The organism is Gilvibacter sp., assembly GCF_965601605.1.
Taxonomy (GTDB): Bacteria; Bacteroidota; Bacteroidia; order Flavobacteriales; family Flavobacteriaceae; genus Gilvibacter.
In genome coordinates, this window is sequence record NZ_CBFCWJ010000016.1 from 24,798 (window position 1) to 50,964 (window position 26,167).

The following is a 26,167-nucleotide window of genomic DNA, read 5'->3' on the forward strand; positions in this document are numbered from 1 at the left end:
TATTTTAATTAATACCCTACTGTTACCGAACATCGAGATCTGTTACCCGACTTTTTTAAACTTTTTTCGAAAAAAATAAAGAGGTACTACAAGCAGTATTGAAAACCAGGCATAATTCCAGTTTTGTCTTGGTTGAATTTGAACGGAATCGCCAATGAGCATGAGGGAACTCCAATAATAGGGCGCTTTTTCTGAAAGGTCTGCACTTTGTAGATAATCGACTTTTGCCTTCCTCAAAGCTGTGGCTAAGGGATCGCCATCTTCTAAATAGCTGTAAAAGGATGAAAGTATTTTTTGCGTAGCCTTATCGTTGCTACTCCAACGACTGCTAATCACTGTTCGGGCTCCAGATTGAAAAAAGCCTCGGGCTAAACTCGCTACTCCCTCTCCTTTCAATGCTTGTCCTGCGGCTGTATTGCAGGCGCTCAAGACAACTAAATCCGCTTGCAAATTCAAGCTGTTAAGATCCGCGAGATTAATGATGCTGTCTTGCATGCTGATCCATGGATTCTCATTGGCTGCCGCATGGGTTGCTAAGTGAATAATCCTCGCATCAGAGGCGTATTGTAAAAAATGGCTTCGGCTGGCTTGATCATCAGAAAAACTCAAGCCGTCAAAAAGCAATGAGGCCGAGGCGATCTCCTCTGGAGTGGCGGGTAAATCTACCAAGCCAGTCTGTTGAAAACGCACTGGTGCCATAGCCAAGAGATCATAGCTCGTATTGCGTTTGATGTCCTTACTCTTGTTCAGATAAGAAAGGGATTGCGCATAACTGATGTCCTTTTGTTCGATCAAATAGGTTAATGGACTGACTTGACTCACTAAAGCCTCAAAGGGAACGGCATTTAAGTTTTGGTCTGCAACAATTACGAGGTTAGTTATATCCTTCAGGTAATTCTGTAGTTCTTTGGGAAACAATCTGCTGTATAAGCTTGCACTGAGCATACGGAAATTGGCCGCATCCGATTTGCTCTGGAATGGCTTCATGACCAATTCACTAAAGGAGCTCACTTGTCTTGATAAGTCCTTAGCCTGTGGCAGCGAAATCAAAATGGTATTGGCCTTGCTGATCAATAAAACCTGATGGGATTGATTTGCTCTTTCACTATCATTCCATAGGTAATGTAAAATAGCGGTCTGCTCATCCATTTGCGCAAGCACAGTTTGTAAAGGCTCAATTTGAATTTGAGCAATCGCACCCTTTAATCCAGGGTAATTACTCGAGAGTTGTTCCAAAAATGCTGTTCTTTCGGCTTTTAAATCCAAAAGCTTTGAATACCCTAAACTGGGGTCAGACAGTGCAGCCAACTGTGTTTTATTGATCTGTTTGTTGTAGTGATAATAGGTTTTGACCAAACTATCGGGTAATTGTTCTAATTGTTTATTGAAAGAGGTGTTTTGCGTCAATAGGACAGCTTGCTTCTTCTCTGCAAAATAAAACGCAAGATCTGGTTGATTCAGTTCCCAAGCCACAAATGCGCCATTGCCATAAATTTTAGAAGCATACTTGCGCCAAAACAACTTGGAAGCATCATCACGATTGCTAACAAACAACTGATCTGCAATATAGTCTGCAGCTTTAAGCTGGACCATCGCCTGATCTAAATAGTTCTTTTGCTTATTGATGCGGTATTGTTGGGTATAGATATCAGCTTTTTTTGTCAGTCCCCAGAGCAATAGTTTTGCATCAATGGCTCCATCCATTATTTCAGCTGACGGGACTTGATCAATCGCAAATGTATGTTGTGTATTCTCTTCTAGACTTTGATGAATCGACGCTAGCGCATCATTCAAGCGGTCATTCTCCAAATAGAAATCGCATTCAATGTTCAGCAATCGGGTAATGGTACTGGCACTGCTTGGATAGTCCTTGGCGCGATCGATATAATATAGTGCACTATCGCTGCCTTTTTGCGCGTAGAGATTGGCCAAATTCACATAGGAACGTACCAGCAGTGAAGTGTCTTTCATGGTCAAAAGATCATCAATACTTTTCAGGTAGTATGACTTGGAGCTGTTGTAATCAAAATAGTTAGCGTTATTGTAATAACTGGCGTAATGCAACTTTAGAATCACCGCATTTCTGGCAGAAATACGCGTACCATTGTCAAGTACGCGATCTATTTCTTGGAGTACTTCAAACTTCTTCTTTAAACTTTCTGGACTGTTGATTTCCTCGTAAATCTGCGCCAAATCTAAAGATCTGGAAACCCAGCTTCGCATTTTACCCTTTGCTTTATAAATAAGTCGACCTTGCAAATAGGCATCAACCGCTGCATAAGGATCGCCTTGCTTTTCCGAGATGTTTCCCAAATAGAAGTAAGCTCGAGCTACCTTTAAGCTGTCAATTTTTTTATCAATCACCTTTTGAAAATGCGCTTGCGCTGCTAGCCATCGTTTATCCCAATAACAAAATCTAGCGGTATTGTATAAGGCTTGGTTGTAATCCTTATCGTAGCGTTGTAACTCATCATACCATGCCAACTCTCTTTGGCTGTAAGTGATGGCAGCACTGAGATCACGCGCCTTATTATTATAGTAGCGGGATTCCTGATGTGCGATTTGAATTGCTTGCTGCAAATCGGACGATGTAACAGCCAAAGTCAGCAAGGAATCTACCCAAGTCTGACGTTGTTCAAGAGGGACATCAGCAATACCTGCTTTATAAGATTCAAACAAAGATTGGCCATTGAGCATACTGCAAATCAGTACACTCAACAACCAAATTCTTGTTTTTACAAATCTCATTAGGACGTAGATTCTTTAAAAGCGACAGTTGTTACCCCAAGTAACTCTTTTCACTTGACAAGGTTCAGTCTCATCAGTGGTACCGCTCTTTTCTTCTTCCTCTTCTTCCTCTTCCTCGCAAGGATCTGTTCGAATCGGAACATCGGCTTCGTGCTCACTACAAACACGACAAAATATCACCCAAACTTCTTTATCTGGTTTTATTGGACAAACTGACCAAGATTTCAATAGCCCACTATTGATATACTCTTTACGGACTTCACTTTTTTCTGTATCCGTCAAACCCGCGAAGAATTCTACGGTAAGTTCTTTGACATCTGTTTCGGCTTTCAGCGTGAAATCGGCTTGATCTTCTGTGGTTGAGGGTTCATCTTTAGAACAGGATACTAAAGACAAGGTTGCGGCTATAACCATTAGACACAACATTTTGAATGCATGTTTCATTTTGTGAATTTAAAATTAAAAATTAGTTGAATCACGTGGTTTGGCCATAGCACGGCTGAGGGAAAGTTGTAAAACCTTGTGGCATAAAGGTAAAGTACAATAGAATCTTACCTTTACCTCTTATGCAACTCTGGTTTTTCTTGCGTATTATTGTCGCACAGTGACAAATCCGCGTGAATTTACAATCCTGTTCCCCTATAGTGGATTTTGTTACCCAGAGAATTGAAAAAACTCCAGAACCGCAATAATATTTAATGGATCCCACCAAATATTTAGACGCACTTGTAAATGCTGATTCCAAGATCATTGATCAGCTTTATGATAAGGAATTACCTAAAGTTACTCGATTTGTACTGCAAAACAATGGAGGACAGCAAGATGCTGAAGATATTTTCCAAAAAGCACTTTTACAATTAACCACACGATATGTGGCAGAACCCTTTGAAATCAAAAGCAGTTTTGAGGCCTATTTATTTACGGTTTGTAAAAATTTATGGCGACGGGAGTTAAATTCTAAGAAACCACGGGTAACAAATGCCACACATTTGGAACCAGTTTATGATCCTGAGGATCTAGCCTTGTCTGCTATGGAGCAAAAACGATGGGACTTATTCAAGGCCTGCTTCGAATTGCTTTCAGAAAATTGCAAAGCTGTGTTACAGTTGTTTTTCAACAAAGTATCCTACGCTGATATTGTAAGTCGTTTGGGATACAATTCAGAAACAGTAGCGAGACAGCGGGTGTTTAAGTGCAAGGCTAAATTGACAGAACTTGTAAAAAAGGACCGAGATTTCAAGGCCTTAAAAGAACTATGACCAATCAAGATTTAAAAGATATTATCGCGCTTTTACGCGGGGAACTCACTGCAGATGAAGCTCAGCGCTTGCAAAAGCGCTTGGAAGCTGATCCTGAGCTTATGGAATATTATTTGCTGGAAAAGCAGCAATTTGAAGCCTTAGATGAGTCACAATGGCCTAAAGCCACTACTGACGATAAGGACTTTAAAAAATTCCACAAAGCAGCGCAATCAGATGCAGTAATAAATCTGCAACAACAATTAGAGGCGCGTAAAGTGAATACGACCAAAGTTATTCCGCTTTACCAACGCTCCTATTTCAAATGGGTAGCAGCCGTTGCCATTATTGCTTTGGTGGTCTCTGGATTGCTTTTAGGAGGGCAAGAAGATCCGCAGACCTTATACGCTCAGTATATAGATATGGATGACGTGCCAACGCTTACAGTTCGCAGTGACAGTGATTCTATTTACGGTGTTTTAGAAAACCAGTTTCAAAGCGGAAACTACCAAGAATTTCTAAGCAATCTTCAAGAAAACGATACACTGCCCGCCAATGCAAGCTTGTTGCTTTATGAAGGATTGGCCTATACTGAACTCAATAATGCAACAAAAGCCATTGAGACTTTTGATGAGCTAATTGGGAAGCGATCTTATTGACGCGCCAAGAGGTCATTGGTTCAAAGCGCTGGCTTTAATAAAATCTGAGGATGTAAATGAAGCCAAAACGGTTTTGGAATACATAGTTAGCAATGAGCTTTACAATGCTGATAAGGCAAAAGAACTTCTCTCGGATCTCCCTTAAAACAAAGGGTTTTCATAGCATGAAATCAAAGCACAACTTTCGTTGTGCTTTTTTTTGGGTAACAAAATAAAAAATACGGAACCCTTTAGTGAGTACCATAACTGTGCATGGTGTTTAGTTGAATAATAACATGGAAGTCGAGGATTTCAAATCCCGACTTTACATTAAAACTAACCATTATGAAAATTGTGAAAACACTGGGCATAGTATTGATTCTTTCCTGCTTTATCACTGCTTGCTCCGAAGAAAATCAACAAGAGCCAATCACCATTGAAAGCCAATCGTTGTTTGACAACAAAAGAGCTGCCAAAGCTCCAACTACAACCTATGATGCCTATTTGAATGTAAAAGAGGCCATTGAAACTCATGGGATGCCCACATTGCCTTTAGATCGTGGAAGTTTCCATGAACTACTATCGCTTTCAGGAATTGATGCCGAAGTAGACACTAAATCAGCCAATCTTATACTTGATGAACTCTTTGTATTCCAAGAATTGGGTGTAGTCACTTACATCCAGGAAAAAACAAACTTCAGCGAACTGACCAAAGATCTGATTATTAAGATCATTGCCGAAGAGTCTGTTGAGGGAATCGATGAAGTTGAAGGCTTCGCATCACTCAAAAGAGACGAACAAGAACTATTGCGTCATCTCAATACTGTTGCTCTAGAATTTAAAGAAGGAGCAGCGGGCTTTGGACGCAGCAGCGGCCCCTGCGGCACCTATATCAGTGGTTATCACCACAGTTACGCTCCCTGCACTACTGCAGGAGCTATCATGGGAAGCTCCATTGGAATGTCATTGTGCGGTATTCCCTGCGGAATCCTAGGTGGAGTTTTAGGCGGTCTCTTCGGTCACTGGCTGGATACCAAATAAATAACTAAACGACATTGGGAAATCATTCCCAATAACCTGGAACAGACTAGTCAACCAGCTAGTTCTGGATGTTCTGGCTTCTTTTCCAGGTTTTCTTAACAGAAAATGTGCTGCAGCTAAATATCTGTTGACTATGTATTCGCCTCAATACTCAAAAAGAGGTCGCGTATGCCGAAAAGCGAACGAGTAGGCAATCAATTAAACTTTATTATTATGAAAATTGTATATCGAATGAGCGTTGTGCTCTTACTTTCTGTGGTGATCTTCTCTTGTTCAAAAGAGGACAATACCGCTCCTGAAAACACTGACGTTAACAGCGAACTTCTTCTAATTGACAAAGCTACGGTTCGTGCTCCTGAAAACGCTTTTGATAGCTTTAAGAGTGTACAATCTGAGATTGAAACTAAGGGAGTTCCAAGTTTCCCAATGTCTCGTGGAGATTTTAGTGCCTTATACGGCGCTGCTGGTAACCCAGGTAGCCTTACCGCTAAATCAGCAAATATGATTGCAGATCAACTGATGGTGGTAGAAGAAGTTGGGTTTGAAACCTATATTCTTGATCGCACCAAATACAGTGACTTCGCAAAAGAAGCTATCATCAAAATTGCTGCGGAAGGATATTTGCCAGAGCTGACTGAATCTGAAGAATTTGCTTCACTTTCAGAATTTGAGCAAGTGCTTCTTAAGGACATTAACCAAATCTCAAAGGACTTTAACGAGGGTCTTGGAAGAAGCGCTTTTACTGCAAAATCTGTAAACTGTACTATCAATGGTCAACCTGCTCCATGTACAGCAACCTTAGCTGTTGCCGGTGCCGCAATTGGAGGTGCAATTTGTGGACTTCCATGCGCAATTGGTGGCGGAATCATCGGTGGAATCATTGGATGGTTTGCTGACGGAGGTGGTAAATAATCCTTCATAATCAGCCTATGTCACGCTTGTTTAAAATTCTTGTTGTATGTCTGGCAATCCTCTTTGGTTTTGCTTCGGTTTGGCACGGATCTTCTGGGGAGGAAGATCTGCCAACTGCGGTAGACAGTGCAGTATTCCATAAGGATAACGTTTATTTATTGCTCCGCGGATCCCAAACAAAAATGGGGGGTTACGCCAGAGAATACAACAGGTATGGGGGTCTTGCCTCTCACATTGCCTTAGGTGTTTACAGCGATAGTCTCAGAATCTATCACGTAAATACCCGAAAGTCAAATCCAATGATCACAGAATCCTTAACCTCTTTTGTAACCGCAGAAGAAAAAAGCTATAACTATCTGTCGATCTGGAAACTTAAAGGCATGACCCCTAACAAGCTTGATAGCATTCAAGTTGCTATTGATAGGCTGTTGGGGCAACCCATCAAATTTGATTATAAATTCAACAGTAATGACGAGAATACTCTGTACTGTTCAGAATACATTCAGAAGATTCTTCAGCCTGTATCTCCCGGCTTGTTTAGAGATGCTTTCTTCACCAAAGAGGTTCCCAAAGGGCATCGCTTTTATTTAAAAACAGACACTTTGCATTACCTGCCGGCAGATTTTATCCTGGGCAACAAACAAGAATTGGATCTGCTTTTTGAGTGGGAGTTGGCTGAACAATAAAAAAGGCCCAGACCAAAGTCTGAGCCTATCAATCACGGCATCTAGTTGACCCCTACTGAATCTGGAGGTTGACTGGTGGTGATTCTGAGCTGCCTAAAGCACTGCCAGGCAGTACGTAGGCGATCACCGTGTAATCATCAGGGTCAAAAGGCTTCTCACTGCTTAGGGTAAAAGTGAAGTTCCCAGAAGCATCTGTGGTGGCAGTTGTAGTATATCGGGTGCCGTCTGTAGCCGTAGCATGAACCGCAACAGGAACTCCAGCTCTTTTTGGAGAAACACTGCCTCGGCCCATAATATTAGGCTGTTCATAAAATGGTTTTACGCTGATCTCAGAAGGAACTACTGCTTGAACAAAAGCTGTCATTCCACCAACAGGAAAGAAATAGTGCGGAACATCACCGACCCAACCTTCAATGCTGATCATGGGTTTGCGTTGGTATTTCCGATCTTGATCATCATTGCTTCCTGCAAAGACCGCAGACTCATCCATATCTGTCCAAACCACGACTTTCATTCGCCGCACTTCTTTAGCCTTTAGAAAGATCGATCCATGTTCTAAAGCCACATTCCAGAATCGCGGAACATCTCTAGCCTTCATATCCATAATGACATTTCTATCGTATGGATTACGAACATCTACTTCGAATTCCACAGGTCTGAATGGACTTCCAGAAGCCGCTTCGAACTCTACAAAATTCTCTTGTGCCATGTTGTTATTAAAGGTGATTTCTCCCGTCATGGGTTGAATCTGAACCTTAACACAGGTGTGCTCACCTACACGCGGCACCCATTTTCTGTTGGCCTTGACTACAGTGTCAAAATCAGCAGGCAGTATCCCCAAATTGACTTCATCAAAAGGAGCCCAATTGCCATCATCGCCCACTCCAGGAGGTGTATTGACATAGAAGGTCACTTTTACGTCTTCTGGCGTAGGTACCGTTCCGTTGTTTCGAATTCTTGCATAAAGATCATTTGGATTGTCAACCCAAGGTGAATCTCCGTTGCCTATCGGTTTAGTCTCATCACCTGCTTCATGGTTTTTGTATATGATCTTCGCCGGAGAGGTTTCATCATTCTTTGGACTGTTTGCCCAAATATCAACAGACTCCCATGGCGGAGGATTCCAAGGATTAATTCTCAGATCAAATTGCCCATCAGGATTGGGTGCAGGTAAGGTACCCCATTCCACACGAATTCGATATTTGAGGGGTCTATCCGATAATTTAGAATCAACACTAATACGAATGGTTCGCGCGGGATCATTGACCACATCACCCACTTGTAAGATCCTTTGCGGGAACAAGAGTTCTACCTGTCTATCACTATTGTTGTTCTGGTTAGTTTCTTCTGTAGCACGACTCACTAAAACTCCCCCAGCCCAGCTTGGTGAGCCAGTGAGGTTGATGTTTTGGTCAAAGATATAATCGTTTGGAGTGCCAAGACTGGCATCAGGACGCTGGCGGACTTCCACGTGATAGTAAAGTCCTTCCGTCACCTTGAGACTAATCAGATTGACAACATCATCTGTTGTACTGTCCGGATTATTCGCGTGAGCAACTACGTCAAAAGTCTCATTAAATGTCGGGTTACTGCCCCAATTCACATTGGCAATATTACTCGGATCAAAATACCCCAAACGCTTCTCCAAATTGTAACCAATGTAGAGCGGTCCAGAGTCGTGGCTTCCCATAAAAGCATATCTACTTGCTGAACCGTTTCCAGGGTTGTTTGAATACAAATCTCCTCCTGCAAAGAAGTGAGATAGCTCGTGTCCTAATCGACCCCAATGCGTTCCCTGAGCCACATAGGTAAGCCCTTTACGGGCAGTAAAATCGATATCCAGATTTAGGCCTAGAATGGTAGATTCCGCATGAAACCCTTCTTCCCTCCAGCAGCAAGAACCACGTAAAAATCTACCAGCACAGATTACCACATAATCACCGTAATCGTCAAAATCAGGCATGACGGCTTTGGCTCCAATAAGGGCTTCTGCATAATAGAAATCTGGTTCTTGGACTAAATTTTTAAGACGTTGAGCCGTTTTAAGCTTAGTTTCTCTATCATCAATAATTGCTTGCTGGGCTTCTACCTGTGCCTCTGTGGCCATTGGATCCAGCAGTAAAGCATCCATATCTGCTTTGGCTCCATCAAGGGAATTCTGAGCGCGATCAATATCGGCCTGAGTCCACATATAAAAGTCCCGAGGTTGACTCAAGGGAATCCAATCCGGAGTCACATCAAAATCTACAGAGGTCTTTCCATAGGATGCTTGTGTGAAAAAGGTATTGGCTTCGGCAGCTTTAGCCACGATATAATCACGAGCGGTAGCTGCAACACTAGTATCTAAATAGGCCGTAGAGTCAGGATTTGTGATATCGGCTGGTTGCGCTAGAACAATTAGAATACGCTGATTCGTGCCTTGGGCGGCCATATCATATTCCTTGTTGGAAATATATTTTAAGCCCTGAACCAGTTCTGCATCACTATCTTCCAAGGGCGTAGCTTGGGTTGTGGTTCCAGCCCTATTGAATACCACGGTACTGGTATCTGCTACTGGGCCGTCAAGGTTATTGACAATTACCGGCCCTGTGGCAATATCGCGTAAAAGTACCAAACGAATAGTGCTGTCTGTGGCACTGATCACCTTGGTCTGTCCGCCACCTATGGTCACTTCATTGCGGTGATAAATTCTATTGAAATGTTTCCCCTTAATGGTCACAATGGTTCCAGGAATACCTTCGCCTGGCGTGACCGATCCGATCTCTGGTTTTAAAACCGTAGACTCGCAACTGAAAAGCAGAATGCTTAAGATCAGCAGCAGCAATTTAATCGCGCTACGGATTGGATTTAGTAACTTCATGATTGTCTTGATTGGTTAGTTCTAAGTACCAAATTTAGATACCAGATTATGCCCAATCAAGAGGTAAAACCCTGATTTTCAATAGAAAATGCCTTTATGTTATGAAGAAAAACCTCCTAAGACTATTGAGGTTAAAACGTCATCTAGTTCCAAAAAAGCCTAATTGGAACTAAATCTCTTTGAGGATACTACTGCGCTGTTCTGCCTTAAATTCCGCATCAATGGCATCCATTTGTTCCAATAGGGGCTTGGCCTTTTCAGTCTGATCCAACTTCAAATAAGTCAATGCTAAATACCACTTAGATTCCGCCTGAAATTCAAAAGCAGTTTCAGATAATTGTTCTAAAAGTGGAAGTGCTTGCTGCGTATCGCCAGCATTAAGTAGCGCCATGGCGCGGTAGAATTTAAGGTTGATGTCGTCTTGGTCTTCTAAAAGCTGTTTAAAAGAGGCGGCAGCTTGCTCAAACTCACCGTTTTCATAAAATACAAAAGCATCGCTTATTGAAGTAGAAGCTGCTCCGCGTATCACCGGTTGATATACGTTGGGATAGGTCTCAAAATAATCGTCGTATAAATTGTCAGATCCGCCAAAGAAGAAGTTCACGCCCAATGCAATTACTAGCACACTTGCCGCAGCATAGCGTAACCAAGGCTGACTGTACCACGGTTTGGTCTGCTCAGAGATCTTTGATTCTACTGCTTGAAGTTGGGCTTTGAGATTGTCATATTCCGCCTTCTTAAAGGCCATATGCATCTCTTGGTAAGTTTCAAAGGCCGCTTTGAATTCGGCGTCATCTTTCAATAATCGAATCACCTTTTGCGAATCAGCTTCCGATAGGCTCTGCTTAAAATATCCTTGTATTAACTCTTCGTGCTCCATCATTGATCAACTCCCATTAAGGTTTTTAAGTTCTTCATGCATCTCGATTTGTGGCTCTTTACAGTATTGACATCCTTGTAATGAGTCTGCTCAACAATTTCACTTATGGTTAGATTCCTAAAGTAAAATAGCAACAGAACTTCTCTACAGCGCTCAGAGATCTGATTCAACTTTCTGGCCAAGAGTTTTTGCTGCGAACTCAGTTCGGGCTCTTCCGGACTTTCCAACTCTTGATCTTCAAAATCAGCTTCCCATCGCAGATGTCGATCACTCAACTTTAAGTAGCGAAAAACCTTGTTCTTTCCAATTCCGAAAAGGTAGGTCTTTAAGCTGCTTTGTTGAAGTTGCAACTGTTTGGTTACAAAATTCTGATGCATGGCAATAATGGTATCCTGATAGATATCCATGGCCTGGGCATCGTCAATTTTATAACGCTTTACATAATTCAGAAACTCATCCCGGTATAATTTATAGACCTGTTCTAAAGCAGATTTGTCATCGGCTCGCAAACGGCTTTCCAAATTTTGGGGATCAGTGTTTCTTTCCACTTAGTAGAAATGAAGTGTTGAAGGTTAACAGTCAATAGCAAATATAATTTTTTTTAGTCGGTGTTAACCTTTTGATCTCAGGGATCACTAAAGCACGTATGCGAGTCCATTGAAATCCCCATCGATGCAGCACCAAGTAAACCATCAACTTAAACCAAACACCTTGAAAATATGATTATCAAAAAAGTCCTTTTCACCCTTGGGAGTTTTGCTGTTCTCAGCTCTTGTATGGGAGATAGAAAAACAATCGTTGGGGAAGACTTATCAGACACCTCTTTTGTCAATAATGACTTTAAAACCAATTCTATAAACTACACTGAGGGCATGAGTGCTTGCAGTGAATTATCTGCGGATGAGATCGCCCAAATCTATCAAGTCTCGGTCAGTGCGGTTATCATTGATGACCCACTGACCAATCCGCAGCGAAGAGCCACCTCCACTCCTTTATGCTCTTTCTACATCAAATCCGGAGATAACGACTTTCAATGGTTGCGCGGTTCAATCGTTGTAGAACGCGAGATCGGGAAAGATGAATTTATGGGCGATGTGGCCGAGGCCACAGGTTCCGGAACAGATTGGGTAGAAGCTTGGAAGCTTAAACAGTCTATGTATGAATCTACTGAGTGGGTGCCAAACTTAGGAATGGCAGCTTTATGGCACGGCCAGCAGAACACTTTAGAGATCAAATTTGAAGGTTACACTCTAAAGGTGCATCCATTGATCAACAAATCGAACCCACAGGAAATGGCGCTCAGTCGCGATTATAAGGCAGCTGCTATTGCAATGGCTAAAAGCGCAGGATTCCTCAACTAAACCATCCATATGAAACCTATAATTTTTAAAGTCTGTACACTCCTTATAACCCTTTCACTCTTGAGTTGTTTGGATGGAGTAGAGCAATCAAAATCCGAAGAAGACTCAGAAGTGACTGCTACCAATAATGAAGCTTTTGCTACAAAAGCCGCCGACATTGCAGAAACTCTATGTAAGGATTTCCCAGAGGCGCTTATCCTCAAATACAACCCTGATGGTTTGCGTTTTGAAAGTGAGCGTGTTGAATATAAACCAGGGGTATTGGATCACTGTAAGATCAAACTTTTCTACGGTAAAAAGGACTACGAATTTTATGAAGGACAGGTAGGGGCTTGGGCTCCAAAAACTGAAAATCCTCTATGGCAATACGACCCCAAGCGCAATGCCAATATGTATCACGCAGTGGAGGGATTTGGAGAGCAAGCTGTATTTCTCACGGCAGTTAATCAGTTGCTGATCTTAAAGGACGGAATTATCTATAATATCAATCCTCCTAACAGACGCGGAACCACAACCAATTCCGGAAAAGAGGTCAAAGAAATTGCCATAGAAATGGCAAAACATTACGGGATTTAAAACCATCACCTTATGAAAATTCAACATAGAAAAAATAGCCTCTACCTGCTTCTGGTTTTAATGACCAGCACGGCTATAGGTCAAAATACAGTGCGCGTAAATAGTTCGAGCTTTAAATCAAACCTGGAGGTAGCTCAAGCACAGATCTCTGATCAGACACTAATGCTGACCTTAATGGAAATTGACAAATACGATTCAAAATACCTACAAGACAATTGCGACGAATGTGAAGACGGAAAAGTGCTTCTTTTAGAAGTTGATTTTCAACGTGGTTTTAAGTTTCCAATCACTGAAAAAGACAGCGTTTACGTTAGGGTAAGTATGCTTCAAGATGGCTTGGCAGAATACAAATTCAATGAGGGTCAAGTAGAAGATTACACCAGGAATCGCAATCAGGGAGAAGAAGCCGCTCTGGCAAACAATGCTGAACTGATCAAGAAAAAAGGGATGGAGATCTCCCAACAACTCATGGCGGGAACCATCACTCCAGAAGAGGCAGAGAAACAGCTTTTGGCCCTGACTGAAGGTTACACGGAAGCCCTTGACAATTCTACCATCGGCAGCATGGAAACCAAAGAGCACGAGGAAAATTCCAACTATTCCATCGTTTTTTATAACGACGAAACCATGACAGATTATCAAATGTTCTCAGGGTATTTGTATATCAAACAGTTTGACAATGAACGTTTTGTTGCTGAGTTTAATGGCGATGGCATTGAACAGTGCGTTGAAAAACGATCGGCCCGATCCCGAGAAGATGAAGAGATCTGCGCACAAACCGAGTCGCAGTTCTTGCCAGACGCAAAAGTGCTCAGTGAAGGGGCAAGTTCCCTATTTATTGATGTTGCCATTATTGAATTCATCAACAACCGATAATTTGGTTTTCACGATTTGAAGACAATTCCTATATTGAAAAAAACCCGCTAATTTGACCGTACCGAGCCTGAATAAATCACTGCTTTTAACGCTAATTCTAGGTAGTTGTGGCCTCTTTTTGTTTTGGAGTTCAGTAAACTTTGAACCCAAACTAGGCGCGGCTGCACAAGCAGAAAACAGAGGTGTTGATCTGGATAGTGTGGCTAAAAGTGCCATGGAAATCTATGTGAGTGGTGCTTTTGCAAAAGTCATTGAAGCTACAGATTCAATTCTCACGAAACACTCGGCTCAAAATGAAAAAGACAGTTTAAGCCTTGGGAATATTTATCTGGTTCGTGCGCTGAGTTTAAGGCAACTCAACGCATCAGATAAAAGTCTGTACGCCACTACCAAGGGGCTACCGTACTGCTCGGAATCATTGGAAGGAAACAAATTAAAAGCCAAACTTTACAACAGCAAAGCTTGGGCAGAGAGTGACTTGGGCTATTCCAATAAAAGTCGCAAAAGTATCCTCACCTCTCTAGAACTTCTCAACCAAGAAGAAAATCCCAACAGCTTATATCTGGTAGGTGACTATATCCTCGCTTCTACCTTAGAAGCTTACTATGGCGACAAAGATGAGGCGCAGCGCTATTTAAGACTGGCAGAACGTATTTACTTTGAGGATCAAGAGAATATTGAAAAAGAACGGCGTGAGATCTACAGGAATTATGACCGTTTAGAAGTCATGCTCCCTTACCGAAAAGCCTATATGCTTTGGAAACTGGGAACCACTACCGCAGACAGTTTGGAATTGGAAGCCACTATTGACCGCTTGCAGGAAATCCGTCAAAGCGCCCAATTTGTCAAAGAGTACGAAAGTCAGTATTACACCACGGCTTTAAATCATGCTGCAGATTGGTTTATTGGTCGCGTAACCGATTCTCTAGTGACAAAAGCTGATATCGCCCGATCGAGAAGTTTATTGGATGAAGCCATCAATTTGGTGGAGCAAGAAGGCTATAACGGCCCGATCATGAGCTTCAAATACAACAATACAAAAGTTCTTGCCCTTGCGGGAGAATACCAAGAAGCCGATGCCCAGATCACTTCGCTTTTGGAAAGTCTGTCGCAAACCGATCCACGAAGACCCTTTTTCTATGCTCAAAAAGGACTCATTAAGGCGCTGAAAAAAGAAAAAGACAGCTGTATTGCTTATTTCCACAAAGCCATGAGCTTGGCCCACAGCAGCGACACATTACTGGCCAAAGACTACAGCAATTACAGTCCGAGCACCGTATTTGGACATACAGATATGATGGTGAGGATCGCGGCTAAGTTGGACGAATTCTACCCAAAAGACACTGTAGTTTCACAGCAAGTGGCCAAACTGTACCAAGGGGCGCTCAAACAGTTCAATTCCAGTTACGCGGACAAAAGTTTCAACACCAAATACAACCGCACATTACGTCTAATTTTAGATGGAATATTGGATTTGAAAAACAGAGGATTTGGCTTGGAAGGAATTCGTTTGGAAGACATCATAAATGAATCAGAGACCATTAGAAATCAATTAGCCTGGAAGCAATTCAATCAAAACAGGTACACGAATTATTTACCCAATTTAGATTCTTTAAGTAAGCGAAGTGTTAAACTCAGAACCCAGTTGGTAAAAGCCAAACAAAGTGATGCCACGCAAAGAGCAGACTCTATTCAGCAGTTGATCCGAGGACATCAACGCGTGATCAAAGAACAGTTTCCCAACTTGGATCTTTTGAGTACCTCAAAATTCGCCATAGCGCAGCAACAAAGCACTATGGATCCGGACGCACTGATCTTGAAATATATTTTCCTGAAGGATAAATTGGCCTTGTTCTCGATTTCTAAAAACGATATCAAAGTTGATTTAATGCCTTGGGGAGAAAATGAGAAAGCTTTACTCGATCGCTTTGTCAATAATCTTAAAACACAACAGTACGATGCTCAAATAGCAAAAGATCTGAGCGAAGCCCTACTTCCTAATATCAATGGATACAGCAAGTTGATTGTCAATCCAGATGGGGAACTGTTCCAATTGCCCTTTGAAGTTCTCAGTTCTGATGACAGATATCTTTTTGAGGATTTTGCCATTAGCTATACCTCCAATTTAAAGTTTATCGATGCGCAAGCATCACAGACCACTGCCGCTGAGCAGTTGGCTATATATGTTCCAAATTACGAGGATACTTCCACCATGAGCCTTACGCGTAGTCAGTCATCCGTCCTTGTGGGCGCCCAAAGAGAGGCCCGTAAGATTGGATCTTTATTCAGTGCGAAAGTATATGATGAAACTAGCTTGAACAAAGAAGCTTTCATCACCACTTCTGCTAATGCCAGAATGTTACATCTGGCCATGCACGCGGAGGTCAATAATGACCAACCCGAACTCAGTAAATTCATCTTTAGCAGCTCTGAGAATGATGATGATCATCTTTACCTAGAAGAAATCTACGGAATGAGCCTAGGCGCAGAAATGGCCGTGTTGAGTGCCTGTAACACAGGACTAGGCAAAGAAAACGCTGGCAGAAGTTTTGAATCCTTTCAACGTGCGTTCACCTTTGCAGGAGTTCCTGCTACCGTGGCCAGTCTTTGGGAAGTTCCAGATCAGGCCACAGGACAGATCATGGTGGAATTCTATCAAAACCTCAAAGCGGGTAAGACAAAATCCGAAGCACTTAGATTAGCTAAACAAAGCTTTCTGACTCAACATCGCGGAACCAAACTTGCGCAACCCTATTATTGGGCGGGCTTTGTGATTTATGGAAATGATTCTGCAATAAATGCTTCACCAAACTACCTTCTTTGGTATATAATTGGCGGACTACTTATTTTAGGAGGTTTGATTTTCTGGTCGACAAAAAGACGCGTCAACGCATAATCACAACAGCTCGTTTTCAAGAGCGATCTTAATGATCCCTACACTGTTTTTAGCACCGAGCTTACTCATCAAATTCATGCGATGGGTCTCTACGGTCTTTGGACTGATAAAGAGCTTTTCAGAGATTTCTTTAGTGGTCAATTCCTCGGCAATGGCTTGCAATACTTCTTGTTCCCTGCGGGTGAGTTTTGGGATCAGTTGATTTCTAGAGTTGGATTTGGTATCGTTGAGCAGCAAGCGTTTCTGCAAGTCCTTCTGCAGATAGATCTCTCCAGATAATACTGCTTTTAAAGTAGAAATGAGCTCCAGTTTATCGGTATTTTTAAGCAGATACCCATGAACTCCGTTTTTGAGCATCCGCTTGACAAAAGAGAGGTCTTCAAAATTGGTAAGCGCAATTATTTTGAGTTCCGGTTGCTGTTGCAGGAGTTTTTTGCTCAATGAGATTCCGTCCAGATCTGGCAGATTTATATCCAGCAACAAAACCTCAGCCTTTGAAGAAGCTAAGCCCCGCAAGGTCTGCTCCGCAGTAGAAAAACCAGCTACTACGCTTACCTCCTCAGTATCGCTCAGCATACTTTTAATGCCTTGCAAAACCAATTGATGATCATCTGTAATGGCGATTTTAATACTCATCGAGTTCGCGGGTGTCTATTTCAAAAGTAAAGGAAGTTCCTTTTTGGTTGGAAACAAAATCAACATTGGCGTTAAGATAATCAATCCGTGAATCAATATTAGATAGACCAATTCCATCACCAGATATCTCATTGCGGTCAAAACCAATACCGTCATCCTCAACGGTGACTTGAAGTCCGTTCTCTTGATAGCTGATCTGCACATCAATCTCGGTAGCCTGAGCATGTTTCACACCATTAGCAACTAGCTCTTGGATGATCCTCAATACATTCACCTCAGCCTTTTTAGGAAGTTGAAATTCACTGCCTAAAGATTGAAAATTGACCTGTACTTGGTGAGCGGCATTCATGCTTTCACAATAGGCTTGTGTAGCTTCTTTTAAACTGAAATTCTCCAAAGCAGGCGGCACCAAATTGTGAGAGATCGCTCGGACTTGTTTGCAGGAATCGTCAATCATGGTTATGGCCTCTTTGATGACCTTGTTGTTCATTTCTATCAAGGTGGACAGCTTGTATTTGATGGCGGATAGGTCTCCGTTAACACCGTCATGCAACTCTTTGGCGATTCTAAAGCGCTCCTTCTCCTCGCCTTCTATGAGGGCTTCCAAGGATTTGATCTGATACTCGCGCTTTAAGGTGAGGAGTTCCTGATCCTTTCGTTTTTGTTTCTGACGGTAGATCAACCAAATCAATAAAGCAGCCACAGCTAAAAATCCAACGGCACCGATCAAATAATTTTGAAGCGTCCGCTTTTTTTGAATCTCCGTTTCCTGCTGATTCAAGGCGAGCTGTTGGGTGGCAATTTCTTTGTCTTTTTTGGTCGATTCGTATTTGACTTGAAGCTCGTTGATGTTCTGCATCCGATCTTCTTCAAAAATACTGTCCTTGTATTGAGTGAAATCTTCAAAATGACTCAAGGCCAAACTAAACTGGCCTTGCTTTTTGTACAGTTGGGAGAGGTTGGAATGAATTTCCATCGTCACCTTTTTAGAATCGGTCTGATAGGTTAAGGCCTCCTGCAAGTTCTTTTTACTGGCGGAAAAATCCCCCAACAAATAATAAGCCCGTCCCAAATTGGTCAATACTCTAGAAAGATCCGTAGTGAAATTATTCGCTTCAAAAATGCTCTTGGCTTGCTCGTAATAGGAAATGGCTTCCTGATACTTGCCCTGCTCTTGAAGCACAATTCCAATATTCTCGCTGTTTATACCCAATCCCCAATTGTTATTGGTGGCTTCGTCGATTTCCCGAGCCTTGAGGTAGTATTCCATAGCCAACTCATAGCGCTTTTGATTCGCATAAGTCAAAGCCAGGTTCCCATAGACGTTGGGCAGATTTACCGAGTCCTTGTCCGCTTCGTGAATTTCAATGGCTCGCTCATAATTTGCAATGGCATCCTCATACTTGCCCAAATCTGCATAAGTGATTCCAATGCTGTTCAAGGTAAGTCCCATGCCTTTGCGATGATCCAAAGCCTCGTACACATCCAAGATCCGAAGATATACCTCCAAGCCTTCATCATAATCTCCTTTTAAAGAATAGATCACAGCTTTTTGAAAGAGATTGTTGGCTATGCTTAGCGAATCCTGCTGTTGTTCTGCATATTTTAAGGATTGCTCAATATGAATGAGTCCTTGCTGATAGTCTCCTTGAAGTCGGTGGAGCACAGCAATGCGATAGTTTGCTCGAGCGATCTGCTCCGCATCCTTTAACTCGGTAAATAGAGCCAAAGAAGTGTCCAGGTGTTTTTGGGCGAGCAGATTGTCACTCATCAAGCTCAACCAAGCAAACTTACCGTGGGCGCTTGCTACAGCAGCCTGATCTTGGGAAGTTTGAATGACCAAAAGCAAACTATCTTTTGGACTCTGGTTTTGCCCTTGAGCGCTAACTTGCATAAGCAGCCCGAGGACGAGAAAAAGTTGCTTTGTCAAATTCAATTCAAAGTGGGTTAGTTGATCAATCGTTTTCTAAAAGTAGTTTAATCTGTTCAATTTCACGCCTTAGGGCTTCAATCTCTACCGCTTGTGCATCAATGATGGCCTGCTGTTCTTGCACCGCCTTAACAATAGGTACCACAAATTCCGAATAGCGCAAGGCATAAGGTTGGTCTGCTCTTTCTGGCTTTATTACCCCATGAAAATCGAAGCCAGCAGCTGTGGCAGCGGCTTCTACCTCTTGGGCGATAAACCCATTTTGTACTTCAGCCGCCTTTAAGCCTTCGGCATTCTTGAGCCGAAGACTGTCTGGCGTTTTCTCAAGGCGCGCAATGGCATCCATATCGTAATTATAGCTTACCGGGCGTAGTCTTTTAATGAACTCCAGACCAACAATATCTTCCCTGATATTGGTCTTTACGCGTTCATCAGAAAACACGGACCAGTTAGCATTTCCCCCAATGATTGCGACACTGGCATTGCCCAAGCGCACTTGATTTGATGAATTTGGATCTGCATTGTAGCCAATTGCAGTGGTGTTTGAATAATTATTACTTCCAGAAGTTGCGAATCCAACAGCTGTATTGTAATCACCTGTCGAATTGCCATACAAAGCCTGGCTACCTAAAGCGGTGTTATAATTACCCGTATTGTTTACGTAAAGCGAAGAAAAACCTACAGCGACGTTTTCTTGACCGGTGGTATTGATGGGCAGCGAATTAGAACCAAAAGCAGTGTTTGCCGGCCCAGTGGTGTTATTACCTAAGGCATTAAAACCTACTCCTGTATTCTGCCATGCCGTTTCATTATCCTGCAAAGCATTACTTCCCAAAGCTGTATTGTATCGTCCCGTTGTATTGAGGCTCAAACTTTCTTCACCAACTGCTGTATTGGCCAATCCGTTAGTATTACTGCTGAGTGAAGAGTTACCTACTGCAGTATTTCTATTCCCAGAGATATTATTGCTAAGTGCTGTATAACCAATCCCGACATTCTCATTGTTCGTTTGATCATCATTAGACCCAGCATTGACCCCTAAAAAGACAGAAGATCCATTATCACTACCATCGTTGTCGGAGCGCCCGTCGGCTAGGTCATTGATACTCCCTACGGCGCTGGAAGCACTGACAATATTCACCCAAGAAGTCGTGCTGTTGTTCCAATAGTAAAAGGAATTGTCTGTATTTAGAAAGACCAACATTCCGTTCTGGTTGGCTCCTGGGTTGGTGGAAGGAAAAGCATCAATTCTCGGCACCAAAAAGCCATCAGTTGTGCTGGGCGAAGCAGCATTGCTGGCCTCTAAGTCTAATTTGGCATAAGGTGATGTAGTTCCGATACCTACGCGTCCGTCTTTGAGCCAGGTCATTCGAATGCCTTCATTGCCCGCAAACCTGCGCGACCAGAGATAGAGTTTATCCGGAGAGCCATCGTACTCAAATTCAAAACCAAAGTCTCCACTAGAGCCGCGTTCAAACAACTTTAAAGAAGATTCAAAACCAAAGGGAGTAACTACTGCCAAACCGGCGTCTGTGGCCTTTTCAATTTCTGCGTCGCCATTGACTCTTAAAAAGTCATTGTCGAATTCCCCATAGATAAGCGGCGTGGTTGATGATGAATTTTCAATGTACAATCTGTTACTATTAGATTCATCATAACCGGCCTGATAGCCAATAAAAACGCTCCCGCTCTTGGTGTCGATATTATTGGCACCAGTGTCGTTTCCAATAAATACATTGTTGTTTCCATAGGTGAGTCTTCCTGCATTAGCCCCTAAAGCAGTATTATTGGACCCTGCGGTAATATTAAACATTGCATAGTTTCCTATGGCCGTATTTGCGCTTCCTGAGTCGTTAGCACCCAGTGCACTTCTGCCAACACCTGTATTATTACTTCCTACCTCATTGTTAACCAAGGCCAAGGATCCAACAGCGACGTTCTGGGCACCCGTTGTATTGCTTGCCAAAGCAGTACGGCCAAATGCCGAGTTTTCAACTCCTGTGGTGTTATTCAGCATAGAAAAGCCTCCAATCGCGGTATTCGCGGAACCTGAAATATTATTTTGCATGGAACTAAAGCCAATAGCTACATTTGAGTTATTCGTAGCATCGTCATTAACTCCAGAATTTATACCCAGGAATATAGACGACCCGTCATTGCTGCCGTCATTATCTGACCTGCCATCGGTAAGATCGTTTATCTGCTGAATGGAACTCCCCGAGAGTATATCCCAATTGGAGGTGCCGTTGTTCCAAAAGTAAAATCCTTTAGTTACGCTGCCATTACCAGTGGCAAAGACCAACATGCCATCTTGTGATACTGTAGGATTGGTAGCGGGAAACTCATCCACCTTGGGAATTAGTAATCCGTCGGTGTTGGCCGGGCTGGCCACATTAGAGGCTTGGATCTCAAGCGAAGCATTGGGCGTAGTTGTCCCAATGCCCACTTGAGCCACGTGAGTGTAGGTAGAAAGGAGGGCAAAAAAAAGTATGAGATTGAGCGGTTTCATAACTGTGATTTCATTGGTTATTTTGCTGTTTGCAAGCTATTTAAACCACTTGACCCCGCTTTCAGGGCATACCCTTGAAATAAAAATTCAGGGTATTCCCTGAGATGATCCGAACTTTAATTTGGATCCTTATTTTTTCTGCGGATGGACTCCAGGAATCCACCCCATATTGAATAAAACTTTAAGACTTAAAAAAGTTAAAACAGTCGGCACTAAACCTCTAAATATGGAATAGAAACTGGCCAAGGGATCCAAAAGTTCCTGCTTTGATACTTCTGAAAAGAGCAGTTCTCCGTACGGCTGCGCCTGATAGAAACAGGCCATTAAAAGGTTGTAACCCATATGAAAACCAAGGCCTAAATACATGGAGCGCGTTTTAGAGAACGCATAGGCCCAAACATAACCCGTAAAGCCCGTGATGACAATAACGTAAGCAATGAGTATCCAACTATCCTCCAATATGCCGTAAGAGAACACGTGATACACACCAAAACAAACTGCAGATATCCACAAAGCCCCTTGCGAGCCCAATCTCTGTAAAAGGATATAAAGCAAAGCGCCTCTAAAGACCAGATCTTCAGTAAGTGCGGAGCGCCAATGATAATAGAATGCCTCTGCAAGCGTCTTTAGATCAAACTCCGTGCGCTGCCACTGGACGGATTGCACAGCAGTTTCTATCCCAATAAGGACCAGACAACTCGGCACTAAAATTGCTAAACCAAGACCAAACTGCAACAGCCGATCTTTGCTCGGAATTAACCCAAGCGCGTTTAAATTCTTCTTCTCAATAAGGAATAGGAGCCCCCAAGAGATCAATAGTAAAACTAATAATCCAAGCATATTAATTGACTATGTGATGTGTGTTATTGGTTCTTTTTCTTGAGGAAGGGAATGGACAGCGGATAATAATAGGTCCCAGATTCCATGGCGGAGAGCGTAGAACGAATAGAAAATAATAACGCAATGAGCGCAATGAATCCGGTAATAAAAAAGTTAAGCCCGGGCAGTGCAAAAAATAGTAAAAGTGATATCAAGATCAACAGACTCATGCTCGCGTGAAAATTGATCACTGCACGACCATGGATATCGTAAATGGGGTTTTGATCTGCCTTATTGATCCAAATAAATAAAGGAAACAAAATGTTAGCCAGCGGAATGATCAGCCCAAAGAACGGAGAAGCGTGAAGCAAGAGCATCCACTTGCGATTGATGGGTTCTTCTTTGGGATTGTCCAAAACCAATAGATCATCAACCTCAACACCTAAACCAACCGCCAATAGTTTTACGGTCTGTAAATGCGGTTGTACTTCACCCTTTTCAATACGTTGAATGGTACGCACACCCACGGTGGTTCTATCCGCCAACTCATCCTGGGTGTAGCCTTTGAGTTTTCGGTGATACAGGAGGTTTTCTTGTAGACTTGCTCGTTTCATGTTTCGTTTGTTGATACTGCAAATGTAAGCGGAACTGCTGGTAATTTACCCGCCATTTAAATGTCACCTAGCTGTCATCTGCTGTGTTTACAAGGGGTTACGACCCTATTTTGACCACTTTTCAAACAATTATCCAGATTTTGATTGGTGAGAGATTTTAATATCTTTAGTTCATGAGCATCTTTAAAACCAGAGTATTCAAGTTTGGAATCGGGCTGCTATTCTTGGTTTTAGGAGTCTACATTTTTGCCAATAAGTATGCGCAATCAAAGGTGGAAAATCTGCTCAGTGAAAAACTCCCGCCACAGTTTGAACTGGAATATAAATCACTTTCAATCGATATTCTGAGTGGTTCTGCAAATCTGAATGAGGTGCTGTTTCAGATCAAAAATGTAAATCTGGACAGTATTAAATCGGTTTTTAATATTGAATCTATTCAACTCTCCGGACTTGGAATAAACGCTTTGATCCAAGGAGAGCACATTGAGCTCAATCGTCTGGAAATTTCTAAACCCATTGGTTATTACACCCCAACACTAATAGCCAAAGACTCCACCGCATCCGAAGCAAAACAACCCAATCCGCTAAAGGGAATTCACATTGAAAATCTTGAAATTAAGGAAGCCTCCATTACGCTTCGCGATAAAAAAACCGATAGCAACAGTCTAAACATTGGCAATGCAGAACTTGCATTTAGCGAGCTTAGTGTGAACTTACAAAACGGCCCAAAACCAAAGATCTATTTTGAAGATTATGAAGTGGATATGGGTTCACTTTTTGTTCAGGCGAGTGAATTTGACGAATTGGAAATCGATCTGATCTCTGGCAATAAAGAGCAAACCAACATAGAAGGAATAGCATTCAGAACGATCCCAAGCCCGCAAGAGCTCAGCAAAATGATTCCGAAAGAACGGGATCATTATGAGCTGTTGATTGATCAGATGTCTTTGCGGGAACTCGGACTCTTTGAGCCAGGATCTGATTATTCACTGAGCGCTGGATTCATTGATATAGCAGGACTTGATTTAGCGATCTATAGAGACAAACTCCCTGTGGATGACTTCTCCTATAAGCCAACGGTAAATGAAATGATTCGGAACATTCCCTGGCCTTTTAGGGTGGACAGCATAAGCATCACTCCCAAAAAGATCAATTATCAAGAACGCGTAGTTGTCGCCAATCAAGGTGGACAACTCTTCTTCGCTGATGGCCATATTGCAATTCAAAATCTGAGCAATCAACTTCCAGAGACTGAGGACACTGAGATAAACATTCAAAGCCGCTTTATGGGTAAGGCTGATATTGAGGTGCTCTGGACCTTCAATTCCAACAATCCGGAAGATAGCTTTCGCTTTAGCGGAAATTGCAAAAACGTACAACTAGATGCCCTCAATGCCTTTTGTCAACCCAACTTAAACACCTTAATGGCTGGTGAGCTTAAAACCTTATTCTTTGACTTTAGCGGTGATAGTAACCAGTCTCTGGCCAAAGTAAAAGTGCGCTTCAAAGACGTTGAGATTGCAGTACTCAAGAAAAAAGATGGCCGCCGCAATAAGTTCTTTTCTTCTATGGCCAACTTTATTGTTCGGAATAATTCAGAAAATAAAAATGGAGTTTATAAAGAAGAACAGGTGACCGTTACCCGAGACAAGACCAAATCACAGTTTAACTTTCTGTATTTGAACCTCAAAGAGTCTATGATGCGGGCGTTTTTGTAGTCATTGCGGCTTGATCTTTTATCGTTTTATGATTCTTTGTGAGCTACTGCCGTGATCGGTCTCTAACAACAAATAATAGACTCCTGGAGTTAAAGCGGTTAAATCTAGCGTGCGGTTTTGTAGTGAGGTTTCCATTTTTTGCCCGAGAAGATTGAATACATCCGCGGTATTTATGCTCACATAATCCGGCATGTTTAAGGTGATATAATCTTGCGTTGGATTTGGATAAACGGCCAAATCAAAGGTAGTGTTATCATCTACTCCAAGGACATTTAGATCGTATTTGAGCACCTTTCCTGCACTACCTTCTGCCAAATACAATTCGTTGTCAATGATCATTAAACCCGCTGGGGTATCCAGGCCAGTAGCCACCGCAGTGGTAGCAGAAGACCCTGATGTAATATCGATTCGGGACAGTTGATTGCCAAAATATTCCGTGATGTAAAGATTGGTTCCGTCCAAGGCAAGATCGTCTGGCTCATTTAAACCAGAAGCAACAATGTCAATTTCGGGATCGGAGGAACTGATATCGATTCTTACCACTCTACCAAATCCCGTTTCCGCAAAATAGAGTTGAGTGCCGTCCAGAACCATGCCATAGGGCAATGCCAATCCAGACAATACTAATGAAGTTGCAGGAGTTTCTGCCGTAGTATCTATTCTAAAAATAGCATTGGCAGTAATGTCTGAGAGATACAAATCGGTCCCATCCAACAACAGATCTGTTGGTCCGCTCAAACCTGTAACATAGTCCTCCAGAGTTGCTGTAGGGTCACTGATATCCAGAACGGCTATTCTCCCCGTATTAAACTCCACAACATAGAGGTTATCATCCAAAATGGCCAAGCCAGCCGGCCCTGCTAAACCAGTGACAATTTCCTCAGGCGTTGGCGTCGGATCAGTGAGATCAATCTTTTTAATGGTACCCCCAGAAAATTCGGTTATGTACAAATCGTTTCCAGATAAGGCAAATCGATAAGGATCAGATAGGCCATCAACAACTTCAGTCTGTGCAAAAAGGTTCAGATTACTGAAAACTAATAGCAACAACAGTGTAGTAATTCTTTTCATAATTTAATTTTTAGTTAAACGACTTCATTAAATTTCTGGGGATGAGCAGCTGATTTCACTGCTGTTATTTTTAATGTACGTCCAGAAACTAATTTTGAGGTAAACCCCGATAAGGTTTCGATGGCTTACCTTCAATACTGTTGATGAAAATGGGCTTT

21 protein-coding genes are annotated in these 26,167 nt (G+C 42.3%); 10 read left to right on the forward strand and 11 right to left on the reverse strand.

Annotation, left to right across the window (positions count from 1 at the left end):
- Window positions 1-42: 42 nt before the first annotated feature.
- Both ACSLP7_RS04010 and ACSLP7_RS04015 read right to left on the reverse strand, forming a co-directional pair.
- Window positions 43-2,748 (reverse strand): CHAT domain-containing protein, encoded by a 2,706-nt coding sequence (locus ACSLP7_RS04010; RefSeq protein ID WP_435578124.1) that lies wholly within the window; start codon window positions 2,746-2,748, stop codon window positions 43-45.
- A 15-nt stretch (window positions 2,749-2,763) separates the two neighbouring features.
- Window positions 2,764-3,162, reverse strand: coding sequence for a hypothetical protein (locus ACSLP7_RS04015; RefSeq protein ID WP_435578125.1), 399 nt, complete (start codon window positions 3,160-3,162; stop codon window positions 2,764-2,766).
- Window positions 3,163-3,446: 284 nt separating this feature from the next.
- On the opposite strand from ACSLP7_RS04015, the gene ACSLP7_RS04020 reads away from it, so the two are divergent.
- The 5 genes from ACSLP7_RS04020 (at window position 3,447) to ACSLP7_RS04040 (ending at window position 7,263) form a co-directional block, all read left to right on the forward strand.
- Window positions 3,447-4,007, forward strand: a complete 561-nt coding sequence (locus ACSLP7_RS04020) for an RNA polymerase sigma factor (protein ID WP_435578126.1) — start codon at window positions 3,447-3,449, stop codon at window positions 4,005-4,007.
- Entirely contained in the window at window positions 4,004-4,645 is a 642-nt protein-coding gene (locus ACSLP7_RS04025; protein WP_435578127.1) for an anti-sigma factor family protein, read from the forward strand. Before ACSLP7_RS04020 ends, ACSLP7_RS04025 begins: the two co-directional genes overlap by 4 nt.
- A gap of 324 nt (window positions 4,646-4,969) precedes the next feature.
- A complete protein-coding gene (locus ACSLP7_RS04030; protein WP_435578128.1) occupies window positions 4,970-5,665 on the forward strand; it encodes a hypothetical protein in 696 nt (231 codons plus the stop codon).
- A gap of 213 nt (window positions 5,666-5,878) precedes the next feature.
- The gene (locus tag ACSLP7_RS04035; RefSeq protein WP_435578129.1) at window positions 5,879-6,577 is read left to right on the forward strand and encodes a hypothetical protein; all 699 of its coding nucleotides are present in this window, start codon (window positions 5,879-5,881) and stop codon (window positions 6,575-6,577) included.
- Between the two features lie 17 nt (window positions 6,578-6,594).
- Window positions 6,595-7,263: a hypothetical protein gene (locus ACSLP7_RS04040; RefSeq protein ID WP_435578130.1), complete on the forward strand. Its 669-nt coding sequence runs from the start codon at window positions 6,595-6,597 to the stop codon at window positions 7,261-7,263.
- Window positions 7,264-7,315: 52 nt separating this feature from the next.
- Here the strand turns inward: ACSLP7_RS04040 and ACSLP7_RS04045 are convergent, their stop codons facing one another.
- From ACSLP7_RS04045 to ACSLP7_RS04055, 3 genes are all read right to left on the reverse strand, one after another.
- The gene (locus ACSLP7_RS04045) at window positions 7,316-10,123 is read right to left on the reverse strand and encodes an IPT/TIG domain-containing protein (RefSeq protein ID WP_435578131.1); all 2,808 of its coding nucleotides are present in this window, start codon (window positions 10,121-10,123) and stop codon (window positions 7,316-7,318) included.
- 169 nt (window positions 10,124-10,292) lie between these two features.
- Entirely contained in the window at window positions 10,293-11,006 is a 714-nt protein-coding gene (locus tag ACSLP7_RS04050; protein WP_435578132.1) for a hypothetical protein, read from the reverse strand.
- Window positions 11,003-11,551 carry an RNA polymerase sigma factor gene (locus ACSLP7_RS04055; RefSeq protein ID WP_435578133.1) on the reverse strand — a complete coding sequence of 183 codons (549 nt, stop codon included), beginning with the start codon at window positions 11,549-11,551 and terminating at the stop codon, window positions 11,003-11,005. Before ACSLP7_RS04055 ends, ACSLP7_RS04050 begins: the two co-directional genes overlap by 4 nt.
- 171 nt (window positions 11,552-11,722) lie before the next feature.
- On the opposite strand from ACSLP7_RS04055, the gene ACSLP7_RS04060 reads away from it, so the two are divergent.
- Genes ACSLP7_RS04060 through ACSLP7_RS04075 form a run of 4 tightly spaced genes read left to right on the forward strand, consistent with a single transcriptional unit; the run spans window position 11,723 to window position 16,712 of the window.
- Window positions 11,723-12,364 (forward strand): hypothetical protein, encoded by a 642-nt coding sequence (locus ACSLP7_RS04060; protein WP_435578134.1) that lies wholly within the window; start codon window positions 11,723-11,725, stop codon window positions 12,362-12,364.
- Between the two features lie 9 nt (window positions 12,365-12,373).
- On the forward strand, window positions 12,374-12,940 hold the full coding sequence (locus ACSLP7_RS04065; RefSeq protein ID WP_435578135.1) for a hypothetical protein: 567 nt from the start codon (window positions 12,374-12,376) through the stop codon (window positions 12,938-12,940).
- 12 nt (window positions 12,941-12,952) lie between these two features.
- Window positions 12,953-13,816, forward strand: a complete 864-nt coding sequence (locus tag ACSLP7_RS04070; protein WP_435578136.1) for a hypothetical protein — start codon at window positions 12,953-12,955, stop codon at window positions 13,814-13,816.
- A 52-nt stretch (window positions 13,817-13,868) separates the two neighbouring features.
- Window positions 13,869-16,712, forward strand: coding sequence for a CHAT domain-containing protein (locus ACSLP7_RS04075; protein WP_435578137.1), 2,844 nt, complete (start codon window positions 13,869-13,871; stop codon window positions 16,710-16,712).
- Here the strand turns inward: ACSLP7_RS04075 and ACSLP7_RS04080 are convergent, their stop codons facing one another.
- From ACSLP7_RS04080 to ACSLP7_RS04100, 5 genes are all read right to left on the reverse strand, one after another.
- The gene (locus tag ACSLP7_RS04080; protein WP_435578138.1) at window positions 16,713-17,348 is read right to left on the reverse strand and encodes a response regulator; all 636 of its coding nucleotides are present in this window, start codon (window positions 17,346-17,348) and stop codon (window positions 16,713-16,715) included. It lies immediately after the preceding gene.
- Window positions 17,338-19,284, reverse strand: coding sequence for a tetratricopeptide repeat protein (locus ACSLP7_RS04085; protein WP_435578139.1), 1,947 nt, complete (start codon window positions 19,282-19,284; stop codon window positions 17,338-17,340). Before ACSLP7_RS04085 ends, ACSLP7_RS04080 begins: the two co-directional genes overlap by 11 nt.
- A gap of 19 nt (window positions 19,285-19,303) precedes the next feature.
- The gene (locus ACSLP7_RS04090; RefSeq protein ID WP_435578140.1) at window positions 19,304-21,787 is read right to left on the reverse strand and encodes a tail fiber domain-containing protein; all 2,484 of its coding nucleotides are present in this window, start codon (window positions 21,785-21,787) and stop codon (window positions 19,304-19,306) included.
- Between the two features lie 129 nt (window positions 21,788-21,916).
- Complete coding sequence (locus ACSLP7_RS04095; RefSeq protein ID WP_435578141.1) at window positions 21,917-22,627, reverse strand: CPBP family intramembrane glutamic endopeptidase; 711 nt, start codon at window positions 22,625-22,627, stop codon at window positions 21,917-21,919.
- A 23-nt stretch (window positions 22,628-22,650) separates the two neighbouring features.
- Window positions 22,651-23,220, reverse strand: a complete 570-nt coding sequence (locus tag ACSLP7_RS04100) for a DUF4870 domain-containing protein (RefSeq protein WP_435578142.1) — start codon at window positions 23,218-23,220, stop codon at window positions 22,651-22,653.
- Window positions 23,221-23,393: 173 nt separating this feature from the next.
- On the opposite strand from ACSLP7_RS04100, the gene ACSLP7_RS04105 reads away from it, so the two are divergent.
- Window positions 23,394-24,938 carry a hypothetical protein gene (locus tag ACSLP7_RS04105; protein ID WP_435578143.1) on the forward strand — a complete coding sequence of 515 codons (1,545 nt, stop codon included), beginning with the start codon at window positions 23,394-23,396 and terminating at the stop codon, window positions 24,936-24,938.
- Window positions 24,939-24,956: 18 nt separating this feature from the next.
- Here the strand turns inward: ACSLP7_RS04105 and ACSLP7_RS04110 are convergent, their stop codons facing one another.
- Window positions 24,957-26,009, reverse strand: coding sequence for a T9SS type A sorting domain-containing protein (locus ACSLP7_RS04110; RefSeq protein WP_435578144.1), 1,053 nt, complete (start codon window positions 26,007-26,009; stop codon window positions 24,957-24,959).
- Window positions 26,010-26,167 lie beyond the last annotated feature (158 nt).

Coding starts and splice junctions, on each gene's coding strand:
- ACSLP7_RS04100 (WP_435578142.1), bottom strand. CDS start 23,220: ATGAAACGAGCAAGTCTACAAGAAAACCTCCTGTATCACCGAAAACTC.
- ACSLP7_RS04110 (WP_435578144.1), bottom strand. CDS start 26,009: ATGAAAAGAATTACTACACTGTTGTTGCTATTAGTTTTCAGTAATCTG.
- ACSLP7_RS04095 (WP_435578141.1), bottom strand. CDS start 22,627: ATGCTTGGATTATTAGTTTTACTATTGATCTCTTGGGGGCTCCTATTC.
- ACSLP7_RS04060 (WP_435578134.1), top strand. CDS start 11,723: ATGATTATCAAAAAAGTCCTTTTCACCCTTGGGAGTTTTGCTGTTCTC.
- ACSLP7_RS04045 (WP_435578131.1), bottom strand. CDS start 10,123: ATGAAGTTACTAAATCCAATCCGTAGCGCGATTAAATTGCTGCTGCTG.
- ACSLP7_RS04015 (WP_435578125.1), bottom strand. CDS start 3,162: ATGGTTATAGCCGCAACCTTGTCTTTAGTATCCTGTTCTAAAGATGAA.
- ACSLP7_RS04105 (WP_435578143.1), top strand. CDS start 23,394: ATGAGCATCTTTAAAACCAGAGTATTCAAGTTTGGAATCGGGCTGCTA.
- ACSLP7_RS04025 (WP_435578127.1), top strand. CDS start 4,004: ATGACCAATCAAGATTTAAAAGATATTATCGCGCTTTTACGCGGGGAA.
- ACSLP7_RS04090 (WP_435578140.1), bottom strand. CDS start 21,787: ATGAAACCGCTCAATCTCATACTTTTTTTTGCCCTCCTTTCTACCTAC.
- ACSLP7_RS04040 (WP_435578130.1), top strand. CDS start 6,595: ATGTCACGCTTGTTTAAAATTCTTGTTGTATGTCTGGCAATCCTCTTT.
- ACSLP7_RS04020 (WP_435578126.1), top strand. CDS start 3,447: ATGGATCCCACCAAATATTTAGACGCACTTGTAAATGCTGATTCCAAG.
- ACSLP7_RS04070 (WP_435578136.1), top strand. CDS start 12,953: ATGAAAATTCAACATAGAAAAAATAGCCTCTACCTGCTTCTGGTTTTA.
- ACSLP7_RS04080 (WP_435578138.1), bottom strand. CDS start 17,348: ATGAGTATTAAAATCGCCATTACAGATGATCATCAATTGGTTTTGCAA.
- ACSLP7_RS04050 (WP_435578132.1), bottom strand. CDS start 11,006: ATGATGGAGCACGAAGAGTTAATACAAGGATATTTTAAGCAGAGCCTA.
- ACSLP7_RS04030 (WP_435578128.1), top strand. CDS start 4,970: ATGAAAATTGTGAAAACACTGGGCATAGTATTGATTCTTTCCTGCTTT.
- ACSLP7_RS04065 (WP_435578135.1), top strand. CDS start 12,374: ATGAAACCTATAATTTTTAAAGTCTGTACACTCCTTATAACCCTTTCA.
- ACSLP7_RS04010 (WP_435578124.1), bottom strand. CDS start 2,748: ATGAGATTTGTAAAAACAAGAATTTGGTTGTTGAGTGTACTGATTTGC.
- ACSLP7_RS04035 (WP_435578129.1), top strand. CDS start 5,879: ATGAAAATTGTATATCGAATGAGCGTTGTGCTCTTACTTTCTGTGGTG.